The following is a 17,997-nucleotide window of genomic DNA, read 5'->3' on the forward strand; positions in this document are numbered from 1 at the left end:
GATGATGGGTTTCAGGTTGTGCGCTTTAGACTCGGGAGCATAGATCTTCCGGGAGCCACCTTCATGCACCTTCTCTCGTCGCGCCGCTGGCGTGCCGCCGCCGCAGGCGCCGCTGCGCTCGCGCTCGTCCTGACCGGCTGCTCGTCCGAGGATTCCTTCTCCTACACGCCGCCCGAACAGGTCGATGCCGCCCTTCCGGATGACACAGCAGCCCAGCTTCAGGCCGCCGTCGAGAACGCGATGGTCGCGACCGGCTCGACCGGGGCGATCGTCGGGGTGTGGGTGCCGTGGAGCGGCACCTGGGTCACCGGCCTCGGTACCCAGACAGTCGAGGACCAGTCCGAGATCACGACCGACATGACCTTCCGCATCGCCGATGTCACGCGAATGATGACCTGTGATGTCCTGTACGGCCTCGTGGATGACGATGTCGTCGAACTCGACGCGTCGGTCCCCGAGTACGTGTCCGGAGTCGCCCAGATGGAGGACGTGACTCTGCTCGACCTCTGCAACGGCACCAGCGGCGCAGGCTCGTCCGAGACAGCGGTCAAGGGGATGTGGCTCAACACGCCGGAGCGCGTGTGGCCGGCGCTGGAGCTGGCGTCGTTCGGCCTCGGTCTGGACGCCGTGGAGCCGCGAACGACCTATCGTGATTCGGATGCCGGCTACCTTCTGCTCGGACTCGCCCTGGAGCGGGCCTCCGGCAAGAGCGCTTCCCAGCTCATCGCCGAGTACGTGACGCAGCCGCTGGAGCTCGCCGGGACCTCTCTCCCCGGCCCGACGGCGGCACCCCCAGGCGACGTCGCGCTCAGCGGCACCTATCTGCCCGCAATCGAGGGCGGCTACGACTGCGCTGCGCGCTCCGACATCACGACACTCTCCTCGAGCACCGGGTTCACCGATTCCGGCGCCGTCTCCACGATCGATGACCTCGGCCGGTACGTACAGGCGACGGCGCGACAGGGACTGCGCGACGAAGGAGCCAAGCCGGCCCGCTTCTCGGCCCCCCTCCCTGCGTACGCGGGTGCTCCCTCGTGGTATCAGGCGACGGGCGGCGCTTACCTCGTCGGTCCTCTGATCGGTCAGCACGGATGGACCCCCGGCTATGCGACTGCCGCATACTCCGACCCGACGACCGGGTTCACCGTCGCCGTCGTGCTGAACAACTCGACGGGGGGCGGCTCGCCCGCTGCGTATCTCGCCTGGGAGCTCGCGGCCATCGCCTCGAAGGCGCCGGCGGCGAGCGGCCAGACGGCGCCCGAGTTCGGGTTGCCCTTCACTGCCGAGCAGTACCGCCAGGCGATCACCGACTCCGCCGTCTGCGCCACGCCGCCGCCCGCCGAGTAGTCGTCGCGGTGTCACGTTTAGTGGGGGCATGCACCAGACGGAGAAGTCTGACCGCGTCCGCCGCATCATCGTCGCACTGACGGTCGCGGGGGCGGTCTTCGGCTCGGGTCTGCTGGGCGGAACGCCCATGCCGGAAGCGGCGGGCGGTGCGTTCGCCGCAGATGCCACAGTGCTCGCCCCAGCCGGGATCGCGTTCGCGATCTGGTCCGTGATCTACCTCGCTCTGGTGGCGTACGCGCTCTGGCAGCTGGTCCCGTCCCAAGCGGCGAAGCCGCTTCATCGCGCGGTCGGCTACGGCGTCGCAGCATCCGCTCTTCTGAACGCCGTGTGGCTCATGTGCGTGCAGGCGTGGCGTATTGCGGAGTCGTTCGTGATCATCGTGATCCTGCTCGGCGTGCTGCTGGTGACCTTCGTCCGGGTGTGCCGCAGGCCCAGGCGCGGCACGATCGCGGAGATCGTGCTCGTCGACGGGACGATCGGTCTTTACCTGGGGTGGGTGACGGTCGCGGCGGCGGCGAACCTCGCCGCCTGGCTCGCCGCCGTCGGGATGGATGCATGGGTGCAGGCCCCCGGGGTGCCCGGAGTGCTCACGCTGATCGTCGCCGGTCTCATCGCCCTGTTCACGGCCTGGCGCGGCGGGCGCTGGGCGCCGGCAGTCGCCACGGCATGGGGTCTCGTGTGGATCGCGGTCGGACGATGGTCCGAAGATCCGGCGGCACCGGGCGTCGCTGCCACCGCCGTCGTGCTGGCGGTCGTGGTGCTGGGGGTGACGGCGTGGCGGTTCCGTGCACGCACGACGCGTACTGCCGAGAAGGCCGGCATCCACGGGGATGGACTTCGGGGGGCTCGGCGCGGCACAGTTGATCAGTGACCACCTCCGCGCACTCTCGCCTCGTCCGCACCCCGCTCGCCGTCGGGTGGCAGGTGCATGCGGCATCCGGTCCCGCCGAGGTCGGCGCTGATCCGATTCCCGCGACGGTGCCGGGAGTGGTGCACCTCGATCTGCTGCGCGCCGGGCTCATTCCCGACCCCTATCTCGACGACAACGAGTCGGCGCTCGCCTGGATCGGCCTGGTCGACTGGACCTACCGCACGACCATCTCGCTGTCGGACGAGGCGCTGCGGGCATCCGCGCGGCATGATCTCGTCTTCGACGGGCTCGACACTGTCGCGACGATCACGCTCAACGACCAGGTGATCGCCGAGGTCGCGAACCAGCACCGTTCCTACCGCTTCGACGTCACCCGTGTCCTGACCGCGGGAGACAACGAGCTCACGGTCGCGTTCCGCAGCCCGGTGAGGTACGCGAATGCGCAGAGCGTCGCCCTTGGCGTGCGTCCGCGTCCGTATCCTCTGCCGTACGACGCGATCCGCAAGTCCGCGTGCAGCTTCGGTTGGGACTGGGGCATCGCCACATACACGAGCGGCATCTGGCGCGAGGCGCGTCTGGAATCGTGGTCGGATGCGCGGCTCGCGCAGGTGAGCCTGCATGCGCAGCCCGATGCCTCCGGCGGCGTGCTCTGGGTGCACGCGGCGCTGGAGCGCGCAGAGACCGTCCCGCTGTCGGTCACGGTACGCGTCGGCGACGTGACCGAGGTTCTCGAGGTCGCAGAGGATGCCGAGCATGTGCAGGCCGGCGTGCGATTGGAGACCGTCGAGCGGTGGTGGCCGACGGGATACGGCGAGCCGGTGCTGTACGACGTCGAGGTCTCGCTGTCCTCGGAAGACGCAGTGCTCGACGAGACGTCGCGCCGGGTCGGCTTCCGTGACCTGCGCTGGGACATGACACCGGATGCCGCGGGCACGCCGTTCACGCTGATCGTGAACGACCAGCCGATCTATGTGAAGGGCGTGAACTGGATTCCGGACGACGCGTTCCCGAGTCGCGTCGACCGGGGCCGCTACCGTACGCGGCTGAAGCAGGCGAAGGGTGCCAATCTGAACCTCATCCGCGTCTGGGGCGGTGGGATCTACGAGTCGGAGGACTTCTACGACCTCGCCGATGAGCTCGGGCTTCTGGTCTGGCAGGACTTCCTTTTCGCGTGCGCCGCGTATGCCGAGGAGGATCCGCTGCGCTCCGAGATCGAGGCCGAGGCGCGTGAGAGCATCGGCCGTCTCGCGCATCGGGCATCGCTCGTGCTGCTCACCGGCAACAACGAGAACACCTGGGGCTACGAGGACTGGGGCTGGAAGAGCATCCTGGACGGCAGGACCTGGGGCGCGCACTACTACTACGAGCTGCTGCCCGCACTGATCGCCGAGCTCGCACCGCACGTGCCGTATGCGCCGGGCAGCCCGTTCAGCCCCGGTGGCGGATGGGACGGAAGTGCGCAGACCGGCCCGCATCCGAACGACGAAGAGCACGGCTCGATGCACCTGTGGGAGCAGTGGAACCGCCGTGACTGGCCCACGTACCGGGAGCACAGACCACGCTTCGTCGCGGAGTTCGGGTGGCAGGGACCGCCGACCTGGACCACACTGACCCGTGCGATCAGCGACGATCCGCTCACCCCGGAATCGCCGGGCATGATCGTGCACCAGAAGGCGGCCGACGGCAACGCCAAGCTCACCGGCGGTCTCATCTCGCACTACCGCGTGCCGGGGGACATCGAGACGTGGCACTGGGCCATGCAGCTCAATCAGGCGAACGCGGTGACGTGCGCACTGGAGTGGTTCCGCTCGCTCGCCCCGCACAACGCGGGCGCGATCGTCTGGCAGCTCAACGACTGCTGGCCGGTCACGTCGTGGGCGGCGATCGACGGCGACGGGCGGGAGAAACCGCTGTACTTCGCATTGAAGAACGCGTTCGCGCCCCGGACGGTGTCTGTGCAGCCGGTGGATCCTGTGCAGCCGGTGGATCCTGTGCAGCCGGTGGATCCCGCGCAGCCCGCGGATGGCGGGCTGGTCGCAGTGCTTACGAACGACGCGGCTGAACCCTGGCAGGGCGAGGTCGTCATGCGTCGCATCGGGTTCGACGGCGCTGTTCTCGCGTCGGATGCCGTGCACGTCGAGGTCGCAGCGCGCGAGACGGTGCGCATCGACGTGCCCGCATCGCTCGCCGTAGCCGGCGATGCTGCACGAGAATTGGTGACGATCGAGGCGCTGGGCGCGCGTGGGCTGTGGTGGTTCGCCGAGCCGCGCGACAGCGCGCTGGCTGCGGCGCGGCTGTCATCCGAGGTGGAGGCTGTGGATGACCACGGCGGGTACGACGTGACGATCACGGCCGAAGGCCTGGTGCGCGATCTCACGCTCCTGGTAGACAAACTCGATCCTTCGGCCACGGTCGATCGAGGACTCGTGACGCTGCTGCCTGGTGAGCGGGCGCGGTTCCGCATCGGCGGGGCTGCTGCGTGGGTACCGGATGCGGATGCGGTGATCAGCCACTCGGTCGCCCGCTCCGGCAATCAATTGGTGAGGTGACGCACCTCTTGTCAAGGCCCTGGGTGCCGCCCGCAGGTCGCGGCTACCGTCGTGTCCATGATGGCAACGACGAAAGCATCCGGTAAGCAGGACCCCGCCAGCACGCGCCGCGCGGCACGCGGAGGGACCGGTGAGAAGAGCACGCGTCGGCAGAACGCCGAGAAGGGCTTCGTCGCATCGACGCAGCTCGGTGAGAACCTTCAGGCGGTGCTCGTCGATCTGATCGAACTCGCCATGCAGGGCAAGCAGGCGCACTGGAATGTGGTCGGTCGCAACTTCCGCGACACGCACCTCCAGCTGGACGAGATCATCGAGGCGGCGCGCGAGTTCAGCGACACGGTCGCCGAGCGGATGCGGGCGCTGCACGCGGTGCCGGACGGTCGCAGCGACGTCGTCGCGGCGACCACCACTCTCCCCGAGTATCCGCAGGGCGAGATCGACACGAGTGAGACCATCGACCTGATCACGGTCCGGCTCGAGGCGGTCGTCGGCACGATGCGCGACGTTCATGATGACGTCGACGAGGCGGATCCGACCAGCGCCGACATCCTGCACGCGATCATCGAGAAGCTCGAGCAGTTCGCCTGGATGGTCAGCGCCGAGAACCGCAAGCCCGCCACGCGCTGACCGCGAGACTGCAAGACCACGCCCAAACAGCGGCGACTCGCCGCATTCTCGGCGTGGTCTTGCAGTCTCGGTGGGTTTCAGTCGATCGGCCAGCCCGTGTACGCCTCGGCGAGGAATGAGCGACCGGCCTCGGACTCGACGACCGACCGCAGCTCTCCGGCTTGGCGGAGGTGGTCGAACTCACTGGCGTCTGGTGCGGTGTGCAGCATGCTCGTCATCCACCACGAGAAGTGCTGCGCCTTCCAGATTCGGCGAGATGCCTGTTCGGCGTAGCCGTCGATGAGGCGCTCGTCGTTCTCGGTCAGCAGCGCGCGCAGGGCACGGGCGAGCAGCATGACATCGGCGATGGCGAGGTTCATGCCCTTCGCGCCGGTCGGTGGCACGGTGTGCGCGGCGTCGCCGACGAGAGCGGCGCGTCCATGGCGCAGCTCATTCGCGACGAAGCTGCGGAAGCGCAGCACGTCGCGCTGGAAGATCGGGCCCTCCTTGAGTGTGGTGCCCGGCACGCGCGACTGCAGTGTCTCCCAGATCTGCTCCTCGCTCAGGGCGTTCGGGTCGGCGTCGGGGGCGCACTGGAAGTACATGCGCTGCACCTCCGGGCTGCGCTGGCTGATGAGGGCGAAGCCGTTCGGGGAGTTGCTGTAGATCAGCTCCTCGGCCGAGGGTGGCGCTTCGGTCAGGATGCCGAACCACGCGAACGGGTACTCGCGGAAGAATCCGCTGCGCGAGTCGCCGGTGATCGCCGGGCGCACGACCGACCGCGAGCCGTCGGCTCCGACCACGAAGTCTGCCTCGATCGTGAGCTCTTCGCCTGCGGCGGTGGTCGTCAGCACGCGAGGGCGTTCGCTGTCGATGTCTTCGACGCGGGTCGCTGTCACGCCGAAGCGCAGATCCTGCCCTGCGCCGAGGCGCAGCGCGAGCATGTCTTTGAGCACCTCATGCTGCGGGTAGAGCCACACGCTGCGGCCTACGAGGCCCGGAAAGTCGATGCGGTGTCCCTCGCCCTGGAAGCGCAGCTCGATGCCGTCGTGCCGGTCGCCCACCGTGTTCACGCGCGTGTTCGGATCGATCGCCGTGAGCAGGTCGACAGTGCCCTGTTCGAGGATGCCAGCGCGGATCGTGTGCTCGATCTCGTCACGGGAACGCTGATCGATCACGATCGACTCGATCCCGGCATCCGCGAGCAGGTGGGAGAGGATCAGGCCCGCTGGTCCTGCGCCGACGATTGCGACGCGGGTGCGGATCTTCTCCGGGTGCGGTGCTGCTGCTGCGTCCATGGCGTCTCCTTCGACGGGTGCTTCGGCGGTGGCGGACGACTTCGAGCCCGTGCCGACCAGTGTGCCCTGAGCGTCGGGCGAGGATCCGAAGAATCCCGTTGAACGGGAATCAGCGCGACCGGCCGAGATCGCGCTCGATGGCCTTCGCGGCGTCGAGCAGCGCTGCGACCGCAGTATCCGTCTCGCTCTCACGAGGCAGCACGACCGACAGCGCGGCGACGACCTCACCGTGGTCGCGCACCGGCACGGCGACGCCGGTGGAGACCGCTTCGATGGACCCCGGCGCGACGACGTATCCGCGACGCCGGATCGATGCGAGCATCGCGCGCAGCGTCGCGGCATCCGTCACCGTCTCCCTCGCCACCGCACGCAGCGGCCCGGCCAGCACCCGCTCGCGGATCGAAGGATCGGCGTGGGCCAGCAGCACCAGGCCCGACGATGACGCGTGCACCGGCAGACGGCCGGCGATGCGGGTGATGTTGGCGCCGGCATCCGGATGCGAGAGCCGCTCGAGGAAGAGCGCCTCCTCATGCTCGAGCACGGCGAGCTGGGTGTGCTCGCGGATCAGCGTCTGCACGCGCTCCATGTGCGGCAGAGCGGCCTGGCGCAACCGCAGGGCGCTCGAGCCCCGCAGCGCGAGCTCCCACAGGTGCATGCCGAGGCGGATGCGGTGGTCCTCATCGCGCTCCAGCAGCCCGGCTGCGACGAGGTCGCCGACGATGCGGTGCGCAGTGGATGCCGGCAATCCCGTGCGCTCGGCGATCTCCGTGGCGGTCTGCATCGTGCGCTCGGTGGTGAAGGTGTCGAGCACGCGCACGATCCGATCGGTCATCGAGTCGCCGGAGGGGGAGTTCGCCATGCGGCTAGCCTGCCACCTGTCGGTCACGGTGTGAGCGGATGCCGAATGGTCAGAGCCGGGTAACCTCGTCCCATGCCCTCCTCCACGCCCACCGCCGCGACGCCGTGGGCGCCGCTCGAGCCCCAGGCGGTCGCCCGGCTCCTCGCCGCGGCATCCGTTCGCTGGTGGCTGTCGGGCGGCGTCGCGCTCGACCGGTGGCTCGGGCATCCGATCCGTGCGCGCGAGAACATCGACGTGAGCGTCGTCGCTGCAGATCTCCGAGGACTGGTCGGGAACCTCCCTGAGGGGTTCAGCGCGTGGGTGCCGGGCGAGGATGAGATCGTGCCGTTCGCGGATGCTCCGCAGGAAGCCGATCTGCAACCGGTGCTCATCCGCGACGATGCGCAGAATGCCTGGGTTCTTCAGGTCAACGCCGAAGACGGAGCCCCGCGGGCCTGGGTCTACAAGCGTGACCCGCGGCTCACGCTGCCGTGGGACCGCGCGGTGCTCGACATCGACGGCATCCCCACCGGCGCTCCTGAGGTGCAGCTGGTCTGGAAGGCGCTTCGTCCTCGTGCGGAGGACACCACGGACAAGGATGCCGTCCTGCCGTCGCTCACGGAAGACGCGGTGTCGTTCTACGAGACCGCACTGCTGCGCATCCACCCGCATTCGACGTGGGCGATCCACGTGCGCAGCCCCTTCGCCCCGGCCAAAGCCAGCTGGAACCGCAAGAAGAACTGACGCCGATCCACCTGGGCTCTCCTTCACGTGCTATCGTTGGTACCCCAACGAATTTGGATCGGCAGTGTCGCCACAGCCGGAGTGATCGAAGGAGATCCCATGCAGTTCTACCGCGACGGATACCGCCCCGGTGACCCGGACGTCGTGCCCGCGGCGCCGCAGACGAGGGACCGCGCTGCCGAGCTCCCGAACGAAGTCGACGTGCTCATCGTCGGCACCGGGCCCGCCGGCACCGTGCTCGCCGCGCAGCTCGCGGCGTTCCCCGACATCACGACGCGCGTCATCGAGCGTCGGTCGGGCCCGCTCGAGGTCGGACAGGCCGATGGCGTCGCGTGCCGCACGGTCGAGATGTTCCAGGCGTTCGGTCTCGCCGACGCGCTCGTCCGTGAGGCCTACTGGGTCAACGAGGTGCGGTTCTGGGGCCCTTCCGAAGACGACCGCTCCAAGATCGCGCGCAGCGGCTGGGTCGACGACACTCCGGCGGGGCTGAGCGAGTTCCCGCACGTGATCGTGAACCAGGCGCGCATGCAGCAGTTCCTGCTCGATCACGCGGCGAAGTCCGCGAGCAGGCTCGAAGCAGATTACGGCGTGGAGTTCATCCGCTACGAGATGGACACCGCATCGGAGCATCCGGTCATCGCGACCCTGCGGCGGACCGAGGGCGAGGAGTTCACCGTCCGCGCCAAGTACGTGATCGGCTGCGACGGCGCGCGCAGCAACGTGCGTCGCGCTCTCGGCATCCGCCTGGAGGGCGATGCGGCCAACCACGCCTGGGGCGTCATGGACGTGCTCGCCACGACCGACTTCCCCGACTGGCGCACCAAGAACGTCGTGCAGTCCGCCGGCAAGGGCAGCCTGCTGATGATCCCGCGTGAGGGCGGCAACATGGTGCGCTGCTACGTAGACCTCGGTGTGGTGCAGTCCGGCGACGCGGAGATCCGCAAGGCGACGGCCGCCCAGCTCGCAGACGTCGCGAACGCGATTCTGCACCCCTACTCGATCGATGTGCAGCAGGTCGCCTGGTCGAGCGTCTACGAGGTCGGTCAGCGGGTCGCGGATCGCTTCGATGATCTGTCGCCGGAGTCCGCGGCGGATGCCACACCGCACCTGTTCCTCGCGGGCGACGCCTGCCACACTCACAGCGCCAAGGCCGGGCAGGGCATGAACGTGTCGATGCAGGACGCGTTCAACCTCGGCTGGAAGCTCGCCGCCGTTCTGCAGGGCCGCTCGGATGCTGCCCTGCTGCGCACCTACTCGGAGGAGCGTCAGGCGATCGCCGCCGACCTCATCGCATTCGACAAGCACTGGTCGGCATTCATCGCGCAGCCGGCGATCGACCCGGAGCACCCGGAGCGCGGCGGCGTCTCGCCCGCCGACATGCAGGCCGAGTTCGCGCGCCAGGGCCGGTACACCGCCGGACTCGCGACGACGTACTCTCCGTCGACGCTCACGGGATCGTCGGAACACCAGAGCCTCGCGCGCGGTTTCGAGATCGGCACGCGATTCCACTCCGCGCCAGTGCGGCGCGTGGCCGATGCCCGCCGTATGCAGCTCGGGCACTCCCACAGCGCCGACGGACGCTGGCGCATCTACGCCTTCGGCGACTCTTCGGGCGCAGCGCTGCGCGATCTCGCGACGTGGTTGGCAGAGGATGCGGACTCGCCCGTGCGCACGTTCACGGCAGCGGACGCCGACATCGACAGCGTGATCGACGTGCACGGGATCTTCCGCGGCTCGCACCACGACGTCGACGTCACCGCACTGCCGTCGATCCTTCTCCCGAAGTCCGGCCCGCTGGGCCTGCAGGATTGGGAGAAGGCCTGGGCGACCGACGACGCCGACGACATCTTCGCGCTCAGGGGCATCGCCGATGAGGGCGCGGTCATCGTGGTGCGGCCTGACCAGTACGTCGCGCAGGTGCTGCCGCTGACCGCGCGCGATGAGCTGCGTGACTTCTTCGGAGGGTTCCTGCTGCCGGTCACGGCCACCGTATCCGCCGCCTGAGGCCGTCGCGCCGTTGTGCCGTTGTGCCGTTGTGCCGTTGTGCCGTTGTGCCGTTGTGCCGTTGTGCCGTTGTGCCGTTGCGCCGTTGCGCCGTTGCGCCGTCGCTCCGTGCGCCGTCGCGCCCTGAGCCTGTCGAAGGGTCGACGGCGGCACCTCGGACGCTTCGACAGGCGCAGCGGTCGGAAGGCCTGAGAGGATGGATGCCGTGATGACCGTGCCCGACCTCCCCGAACCGCAGCGGCACGTCGGCAATCTCATCCGCCGGGCGCAGCAGTTGCATCTGTCGACCTGGGCACGCGTGGCCGATCCTGACATCACGAGCACGCAGTACAGCATCCTCACGATCCTCGATCGACTCGGGGAGGCGAGTCAGCGCGAACTCGGTGATGAGGCCGACCTCGATCGGTCGACGATCGCCGACCTCGTGCGCCGGATGGAGAAGTCCGGCCTCATCGCCCGGCAGCGTGCAGCGGGTGATGCGCGGCGCAACGTCGTCACCCTCACCGAGCACGGTGCCGGGGAGCGGAAGCGGCTCGCGCCGCTGGTCGTCGACGTGCAGCGCGAGCTCACCGCGCACCTTGAGGCGGACGAGGTTGCGGCGCTGTTCCGTGGACTGTGGCGGATGCTGGAGAGGTAGAAGGCCGGGAGCGCTTTGCGTGAATCGTTGCGGATCTACTGTCCGATTCACGCTAAATTGATCGCATGATCAACCGCGTGACGTGGGATCGGCTCGAGGCCGTCATCGCTGATTATCGAGCGACGGTCGAGGGCCATCCCGAGGCACTCGCCCAGATCGCCCGCGCCGAACTGGCCGAGTCCGTGCAGCAGTCGAACGCGATCGAGAACTCGACGCTGACGCTCGACGACACGGAGCGCATCCTCGCCGGGCTCATGCCGGCGGCGCGGCGCGATCTTCGCGAGGTGTACGAGGCGAAGAATCTCGCTGCCGTCACGGAATCGCTGATGACCGACCGCGAACCGTTCTCCGTCGACCTGATCCTGCGCTGGCACAGCATGCTCCTCGCCGGCATCCGAGATGACGTGGCAGGGAGGTTCCGGCATGCGGACGAGTGGGTGCGGGTGGGCGCGCATCTCGGCGCCAATCCTGCCTTCGTCGCCGATCTGGTCGCCGACGCCGTGACGCGCTTCCACGACGACGCGTCGATGGCGCCCCTCGAGCGCATCGCGTGGTTCCACTGCGAGTTCGAGGTCATCCATCCCTTCGTCGACGGCAATGGCCGAATGGGGCGGATGCTGATCAACAAGCAGTTGCAGGTCATCGGGCTGCCCGCGGTGATCGTGCGAGCGCGCAATCGGAGGGTCGACTACTACTCGTTGCTCGCGCAGTACGCGAAGAGCAGTTCCCACGACGGCATGACCAGGTTGCTCGCACTGCTGGTTCTCGAATCGCTGCACAAGCGCATCGCACTCATCAGCAGCCGCCGCGTGATTCCTCTCGCCGACTGGGCGCGTGCCGCGGGGATCAGCGGAGCGGCAGCGGCCAACAAGGCGAAGCGGCAGACGATCCCGACGTTTCGCATGCGGGACCGCTGGATGGTGGCGGAGGACTACCGCTGACGCGTCCGGTACTCACCGGCTGCGACAGCATCCAGCACCACCGAACGGAACCACCGCTGCGCCGGTGACAGGCTGGCCTCGCGCCGCGTGTAGAGCGACACCGGCGTGCTCTGTCCCGGCCAGGGGAGCTCGGCGATCTGCAGGCCGGGGAACCAGCCGCAGAACACCTCCGCGACGTGACGTGGTAGCAGCACGATCAGATCGGTGGCCTCCAGCACAGCCGGCACGGTCGCATACTCCTCGACGGTGAGCGCGACCTGGGGCATGAGACCGTGCTCTGTGAGCGCCTGCAGCGGGAACACGTGGCCGCCGCGCGCCGAGACGCGCACGAAGTGGCGTCCGGCGAACATGTCCGGTCCCGTCTCGGGGAGCGGATGCTGCCCTGACGACAGCGCGACGTACTCGACGGCGCGCACATGCGTGCGCCACAGTCGCGGACTGCCGATCATCGACACGGTCATCGCGAGGTCGATCGTGCCGCGGATGAGGCCGTCCTCGACCTGATCGGAGTCCAGGCGCGCCACCTGCAGGTGCGGGCTGGATGCTGCGCGAGCGAGCGCGGCCATGATCGGGGGCAGGAACGTCTGCTCACCGATCGAGGTGAGCCCCAGCGACAGTTCGCCACTGAAGCCGGCCGGCTCGAACGCCTCCGGATCGCTCACCGTCTCATCGATCTGAGCGAGAGCCTCGTGCAGCGGCGCGAACAGGGCGGTGGCCTTCGCGGTCGGCACCATGTCGTGCCCCTCGCGACGGAACAGCTCATCGCCGAACTTCTCGCGCAGCCGCCGCAGCGTATAGCTGACTGTCGGCTGCGTGACGTGCAGTCGCTCTGCGGCGGCCGTCACGCTGCGCAGCTCGTAGAGCACCACGAAGGTGCGCAACTGGTTCAGATCAGCCAGAGCCATCTATCGATCCTCTCTATGGGGAACGTGCTTCACATCTATTGGACTATATACAGCACCCGACCTAGAGTCGGGACCAGCAGCACCTTTGCGACAGCATCCGAGTTCAGCTCCGAGTGACAAGGACGACACGCGTTGATCATCGACATTCACGGCCACTACACGACCGCCCCCGCACAGCTGGGCGCCTGGCGTGACCTGCAGATCGCCTTCACGAAGGGCGACGGCGAGGCGCCCGATCCGGCATCCCTGCACATCAGCGACGACGACATCCGCGAGACGATCGAAGCCAACCAGCTCAAGCTCATGAACGAGCGCGGCAGCGACCTTACGGTTTTCAGTCCTCGAGCCTCGTTCATGGCTCACCACATCGGCGACCTCGCGGTGAGCGAGACCTGGGCGCGCATCTGCAACGACCTCGTCGCCCGTGTCAGCGAGCTGTTCCCCGATCGCTTCCTCATGGGCGCGATGCTCCCGCAGTCACCGGGCGTCGATCCGAAGACCACCGTCGCCGAGCTGACGCGCGCCGTCGAAGAGCTCGGCGCCGTCACTGTGAACCTCAACCCCGACCCCTCCGGCGGTGAGTGGAGCGCGCCGGCGCTCACCGATCGCTCCTGGTACCCCATCTACGAGAAGCTCGTCGAATACGGGATCCCGGCGATGGTGCATGTGAGCACCACCTGCCGCCCCGACGTGTTCCACACCACCGGCGACCACTATCTCGGCGCCGACACGACCGCCTTCATGCAGTTGCTCAAGGGAGATCTGTTCAAGGACTTCCCCGACCTCAAGCTCGTCATCCCGCACGGCGGCGGCGCGGTTCCGTACCACTGGGGTCGTTTCCGCGGGCTCGCGATGGCCCTCGGCAAGCCGGAGCTCGAAGAGCACCTCCTGAACAACGTCTACTTCGACACGTGTGTCTACCATCAGCCCGGCATCAACCTGCTGACCGAGGTCATCCCGACCGACAACATCCTGTTCGCGAGCGAGATGATCGGCGCCGTCCGCGACATCGACCCGCGCACCGGCCACTACTTCGACGACACCAAGCGCTACGTCGACGCCACCCCGAATCTCACCGACGCCCAGCGAGTGCGGGTCTTCGAAGAGAACGCCCGCCGCGTCTATCCGCGCCTCGACCGCGCCCTGACCGCCCGCGGTCTGTGAAAGGAACATCAATGCGACTGAACAACCTCGGCATCGTCCGCACCAGCATCGAGCGGCCCGACCCCGACGATGTGGCACGCCTGTCGCAGTTCGGCGTCGCGACCATCCACGAAGCGATGGGCCGCGTCGGACTGATGCGTCCCTACATCCGTCCCGCCTACAACGGCGCGAAGCTCTGCGGCCCGGCCGTCACGGTGCTGCTGCAGCCGGGTGACAACTGGATGTTCCACGTCGCCGCCGAGCAAGTGCAGGACGGTGATGTGATCGTCGCCGGCTGCACCACCGAGAGCGAAGACGGCTTCTTCGGCGAGCTGCTCGCGACCTCGTTGACAGCACGCGGCTGCAAGGGGCTGGTCATCGACGGTGGCGTCCGCGATGTCGCCGATCTCGAGAAGATGGACTTCCCGGTCTTCTCCCGCGCCATCAACTCCAAGGGCACGGTCAAGGCCACCCTCGGCTCCGTGAATGTGCCGGTCGTCGCAGCGAACGCGCTCGTCAACCCGGGTGACGTGGTCGTCGCCGACGTCGACGGCGTCGTCGTCGTGCCGCGTGAGCTCGTGGGCGCCGTGGCGGATGCTTCGCAGAAGCGCGAGGACAACGAAGAGTCCAAGCGCCAGAAGTTCCGCGAGGGCGTGCTCGGACTCGACCTGTACGGCATGCGCGAGCCGCTGGCCGCCGCCGGCCTCGAATACGTGGAGGACTGACATGGCGCATGGCGACCCTTCGACAGGCTCAGGGATCGTGACAGGCTCAGGGACCGTAACAGGCCCCTTCACCAAGACCGAGGGCTGGCTGGACTGGTACGACGGCCCGACGAGGCCGACGTTCCGCCTGCCGGCTGGCGCGGTCGACGCGCACTGCCACGTCTTCGGCCCCGGCGAGCAGTTCCCGTACGCGCCCGAGCGCAAGTACACCCCGTGCGACGCATCTGCCGAGCAGCTGTTCGCCCTGCGCGACCACCTCGGTTTCGACCGCAACGTGATCGTGCAGGCGACCTGCCACGGTGCGGACAACAGCGCCCTGGTCGACGCGCTGCGACGCAGCGAAGGCCGCGCGCGCGGAGTCGCGACCGTGCGTCGCGATGTCACCGACGCTCAGCTCGCCGAACTGCACGAGGCGGGCGTGCGCGGCGTGCGCTTCAACTTCGTCAAGCGCCTCGTCGACGCCGTGCCCACAGATTCCCTCGAGGAGATCGCCTGGAAGATCGCCCCGCTCGGATGGCACGTCGTCATCTACTTCGAGGCCGAGGATCTTCCCGATCTCTACGACTTCTTCTCCAGCATCCCTACCGACGTCGTCGTCGACCACATGGGCCGGCCCGACGTCACGAAGGATCCGAACGGCCCGGAGTTCGAGCTGTTCCTGCGGTTCATGCGTGAGAACCCCAACGTGTGGACCAAGGTCTCGTGCCCCGAGCGCCTCAGCGTGACGGGGCCCCGTGCCCTGGACGGCGAGCAGCACGCGTACACCGACGTCGTGCCGTTCGCCCGTCGCGTGGTCGAGGAGTTCCCCGACCGCGTGCTGTGGGGAACCGACTGGCCCCACCCCAACCTCAAGGACCACATGCCCGACGACGGGCTGCTGGTCGACTACATCCCTCAGATCGCGACGACGTCCGACCTGCAGCAGAAGCTGCTCGTCGACAATCCGCGCCGCCTCTACTGGCAAGAAGGAGCATGATCATGGCACTCGACAAGCCGTACAAGGACGTTCCCGGAACCACCATCTACGACGCCGAGCAGGCGCGTAAGGGCTACCACCTGAACCAGTTCTCGATGTCACTGATGAAGCCCGAGAACCGCGAGCGCTTCCTCGCGGACCAGGCTGCCTACCTCGACGAGTGGCCGCTGAACCCGGTGCAGCGCCAGGCGGTGCTCGACATGGACATGAACACCATGATCGCCGAGGGTGGCAACATCTACTTCCTCAGCAAGATCGGCGCCACGCATGGGATGAGCTTCCAGCAGATGGCCGGTTCGATGACCGGCATGAGCGAGGCGGCATACCGCGACATGATGGTGGGCGGCGGCCGCCGTCCGGAGGGCAACCGTCTCAAGGATCTCGACGGCTGGACCCCGCCCGCGCCGGGCGAGAAGGCCGACACGTTCCGGCCGAACGCACCGGCGAAGTACACCTCCGCGCTGTTCACCTCGCACGTGCCGGCGATCGGCGCCGCGATGGATCTCGGCAAGACCGAGGAGCCGTACTGGAAGAAGGTGTTCGACGGCTACCAGTGGACGCGCAAGTGGGCCAAGGAGCAGAAGCCCGACGTCGTCATCCTCGTCTACAACGACCACGCCACCGCGTTCGACGCGTCCATCATCCCGACGTTCGTGCTCGGCACTGGTGCGGAGTATCCCGTCGCCGACGAGGGCTACGGCCCGCGTCCGGTCCCCGGCGTCAAGGGGTACCCCGAGCTCGCGGCGCACATCGCACAGTCGGTCATTCAGGATGACTTCGACCTCACCCTCGTCAACGAGATGGTCGTCGACCACGGTCTTACGGTGCCGCTGTCACTGGTCTTCGGCGATCACGCCCCGGATGAGGAGTGGCCGGTCAGGGTCATCCCGCTCGCCGTCAACGTCGTGCAGTACCCGGTGCCCTCAGGTCGTCGCTGCTACGAGCTCGGGCGCGCACTGCGCCGCGCGCTCGACAAGTGGGACGGTGAAGAGCTCAATGTGCAGATCTGGGGCACCGGCGGCATGAGCCACCAGCTGCAGGGCCCGCGCGCGGGTCTCATCAACGAGGAGTGGGACAACGCGTTCCTCGATCACCTCATCGAGGACCCGCTCGGCCTGACCGAGTGGCAGCACATGGAGTACGTCGACGAGGCGGGTTCCGAGGGCATCGAGCTCGTCGACTGGCTGATCGCGCGCGGTGCGATGGACGACCAGTTCGGGGGAGAAACGCCCCAGATGAACCACCGGTTCTACCACGTGCCGGCCTCCAACACCGCGGTCGGCCACCTCGTTCTCAGCAACCCGGTCGGCAAGACCGACCTCGCTGCGGACGACACGGACGTCGCTGAGCCCGCGGACCAGGTGAATGCCCCCGAACCTGCGGAGACCGCGGCCGTGGCGAACGCCTGACATCCTGATATCGAACTGCGAAAGGGAGAGCGAATGACCGACAAGATCCGCGTCGCCGTCGTCGGCGCCAACGGCGCCTTCGGAATGAAGCACCTCGACGGCCTTCAGAACATCGCAGACGCCGAGGTGACCGTCGTCAGCGCGACGTCGCAGGAGAAGGCCGATGCTGTCGCCGCACAGTACGGCGTCGTGAACGCGGTGATCGGGCTCGAGGGCGTTCTCGGGCGCGACGATGTGGATGCCGTGATCCTCGCCACCCCGACGGGGCTGCACGCCGAGCAGACGCAGGCAGTGCTCGCCGCCGGCAAGCACGTGCAGGTCGAAATCCCGCTGGCGGATTCGCTGGCGGATGCTGAAGCCACCCTCGCTGCGGCGGAGGCGGCCGAAGCGGCCTCCCTCGTGGCCATGGTCGGCCACACGCGCCGCTTCAACCCCTCGCATCAACTCGTGCACGACAGGATCACCGCCGGCGAGTTCAACGTGCAGCAGATGGATGTGCAGACGTACTTCTTCCGCCGCACGAACACGAATGCCAAGGGTGAGGCGCGCTCCTGGACCGACCATCTGCTGTGGCACCATGCCGCGCACACGGTCGATCTGTTCGCCTACCAGGCGGGCAAGATCGTCGAGGCTCATGCGCTGCAGGGGCCGATCCATCCCGAGCTCGGCATCGCGATGGACATGTCGATCCAGCTGAAGAGCGAGACCGGCGCGATCTGCACCCTGTCGCTGTCGTTCAACAACGAGGGACCGTTCGGCACGTTCTTCCGCTACATCGGCGACACGGCGACCTACATCGCCCGCTACGACGACCTCTTCACCGGCAAGGAGGAGCAGATCGACGTGTCGCACGTGGCGGTGAGCATGAACGGCATCGAGCTGCAGGACCGTGAGTTCATCGCGGCGATCCGTGAGGGGCGAGAGCCGAACTCCTCGCTTCGTCAGGTGATCGACTGCTATCGCGTGCTCGGTCAACTGGAGGAGCAGCTCGCGTGAAGCTCCCC

General features: G+C 67.8%; 16 protein-coding genes. 13 read left to right on the forward strand and 3 right to left on the reverse strand.

Features of this window, described 5'->3' with window-relative positions:
• Window positions 1-63: 63 nt before the first annotated feature.
• The 4 genes from J1M43_RS02265 to J1M43_RS02280 are packed head-to-tail and all read left to right on the forward strand — an operon-like array spanning window position 64 to window position 5,394.
• Window positions 64-1,347: a serine hydrolase gene (locus J1M43_RS02265; RefSeq protein WP_033105724.1), complete on the forward strand. Its 1,284-nt coding sequence runs from the start codon at window positions 64-66 to the stop codon at window positions 1,345-1,347.
• 28 nt (window positions 1,348-1,375) lie between these two features.
• On the forward strand, window positions 1,376-2,218 hold the full coding sequence (locus tag J1M43_RS02270; RefSeq protein WP_206475598.1) for a tryptophan-rich sensory protein: 843 nt from the start codon (window positions 1,376-1,378) through the stop codon (window positions 2,216-2,218).
• Window positions 2,215-4,767: a glycoside hydrolase family 2 protein gene (locus J1M43_RS02275; protein WP_206475599.1), complete on the forward strand. Its 2,553-nt coding sequence runs from the start codon at window positions 2,215-2,217 to the stop codon at window positions 4,765-4,767. Before J1M43_RS02270 ends, J1M43_RS02275 begins: the two co-directional genes overlap by 4 nt.
• 60 nt (window positions 4,768-4,827) lie before the next feature.
• Window positions 4,828-5,394: a DNA starvation/stationary phase protection protein gene (locus J1M43_RS02280; RefSeq protein ID WP_033106479.1), complete on the forward strand. Its 567-nt coding sequence runs from the start codon at window positions 4,828-4,830 to the stop codon at window positions 5,392-5,394.
• A gap of 77 nt (window positions 5,395-5,471) precedes the next feature.
• On the opposite strand, the gene J1M43_RS02285 is transcribed toward J1M43_RS02280, so the two are convergent.
• A complete protein-coding gene (locus tag J1M43_RS02285) occupies window positions 5,472-6,671 on the reverse strand; it encodes a 4-hydroxybenzoate 3-monooxygenase (protein ID WP_033105726.1) in 1,200 nt (399 codons plus the stop codon).
• A 109-nt stretch (window positions 6,672-6,780) separates the two neighbouring features.
• Complete coding sequence (locus tag J1M43_RS02290) at window positions 6,781-7,530, reverse strand: IclR family transcriptional regulator (protein WP_033105727.1); 750 nt, start codon at window positions 7,528-7,530, stop codon at window positions 6,781-6,783.
• A gap of 72 nt (window positions 7,531-7,602) precedes the next feature.
• Here J1M43_RS02290 and J1M43_RS02295 point away from each other — a divergent pair, with 72 nt between their 5' ends.
• From J1M43_RS02295 to J1M43_RS02310, 4 genes are all read left to right on the forward strand, one after another.
• Window positions 7,603-8,253 carry a nucleotidyltransferase domain-containing protein gene (locus tag J1M43_RS02295; RefSeq protein WP_033105728.1) on the forward strand — a complete coding sequence of 217 codons (651 nt, stop codon included), beginning with the start codon at window positions 7,603-7,605 and terminating at the stop codon, window positions 8,251-8,253.
• Between the two features lie 99 nt (window positions 8,254-8,352).
• Window positions 8,353-10,257, forward strand: coding sequence for an FAD-dependent monooxygenase (locus tag J1M43_RS02300; protein ID WP_206475600.1), 1,905 nt, complete (start codon window positions 8,353-8,355; stop codon window positions 10,255-10,257).
• A 208-nt stretch (window positions 10,258-10,465) separates the two neighbouring features.
• On the forward strand, window positions 10,466-10,894 hold the full coding sequence (locus tag J1M43_RS02305) for a MarR family winged helix-turn-helix transcriptional regulator (protein ID WP_160175047.1): 429 nt from the start codon (window positions 10,466-10,468) through the stop codon (window positions 10,892-10,894).
• Between the two features lie 65 nt (window positions 10,895-10,959).
• Window positions 10,960-11,835 (forward strand): Fic family protein, encoded by an 876-nt coding sequence (locus J1M43_RS02310; protein ID WP_206475601.1) that lies wholly within the window; start codon window positions 10,960-10,962, stop codon window positions 11,833-11,835.
• Here the strand turns inward: J1M43_RS02310 and J1M43_RS02315 are convergent.
• Complete coding sequence (locus J1M43_RS02315) at window positions 11,826-12,740, reverse strand: LysR family transcriptional regulator (RefSeq protein ID WP_206475602.1); 915 nt, start codon at window positions 12,738-12,740, stop codon at window positions 11,826-11,828. The two genes, J1M43_RS02310 and J1M43_RS02315, sit on opposite strands and share 10 nt — an antisense overlap.
• 132 nt (window positions 12,741-12,872) lie before the next feature.
• On the opposite strand from J1M43_RS02315, the gene J1M43_RS02320 reads away from it, so the two are divergent.
• The 5 genes from J1M43_RS02320 to J1M43_RS02340 are packed head-to-tail and all read left to right on the forward strand — an operon-like array spanning window position 12,873 to window position 17,989.
• Complete coding sequence (locus J1M43_RS02320; RefSeq protein ID WP_206475603.1) at window positions 12,873-13,904, forward strand: amidohydrolase family protein; 1,032 nt, start codon at window positions 12,873-12,875, stop codon at window positions 13,902-13,904.
• 11 nt (window positions 13,905-13,915) lie between these two features.
• Entirely contained in the window at window positions 13,916-14,608 is a 693-nt protein-coding gene (ligK, locus tag J1M43_RS02325; RefSeq protein WP_206475604.1) for a 4-carboxy-4-hydroxy-2-oxoadipate aldolase/oxaloacetate decarboxylase, read from the forward strand.
• A gap of 1 nt (window position 14,609) precedes the next feature.
• Window positions 14,610-15,584 carry an amidohydrolase family protein gene (locus J1M43_RS02330; protein ID WP_241245174.1) on the forward strand — a complete coding sequence of 325 codons (975 nt, stop codon included), beginning with the start codon at window positions 14,610-14,612 and terminating at the stop codon, window positions 15,582-15,584.
• A gap of 2 nt (window positions 15,585-15,586) precedes the next feature.
• A complete protein-coding gene (locus tag J1M43_RS02335) occupies window positions 15,587-16,993 on the forward strand; it encodes a protocatechuate 4,5-dioxygenase subunit alpha/beta (RefSeq protein WP_206475605.1) in 1,407 nt (468 codons plus the stop codon).
• Window positions 16,994-17,026: 33 nt separating this feature from the next.
• Entirely contained in the window at window positions 17,027-17,989 is a 963-nt protein-coding gene (locus tag J1M43_RS02340; RefSeq protein WP_206475606.1) for a Gfo/Idh/MocA family oxidoreductase, read from the forward strand.
• The last annotated feature ends 8 nt before the right edge of the window (window positions 17,990-17,997 follow it).

This window comes from Microbacterium sp. KRD172, from assembly GCF_017168295.1.
GTDB lineage: Bacteria > Actinomycetota > Actinomycetes > Actinomycetales > Microbacteriaceae > Microbacterium > Microbacterium profundi.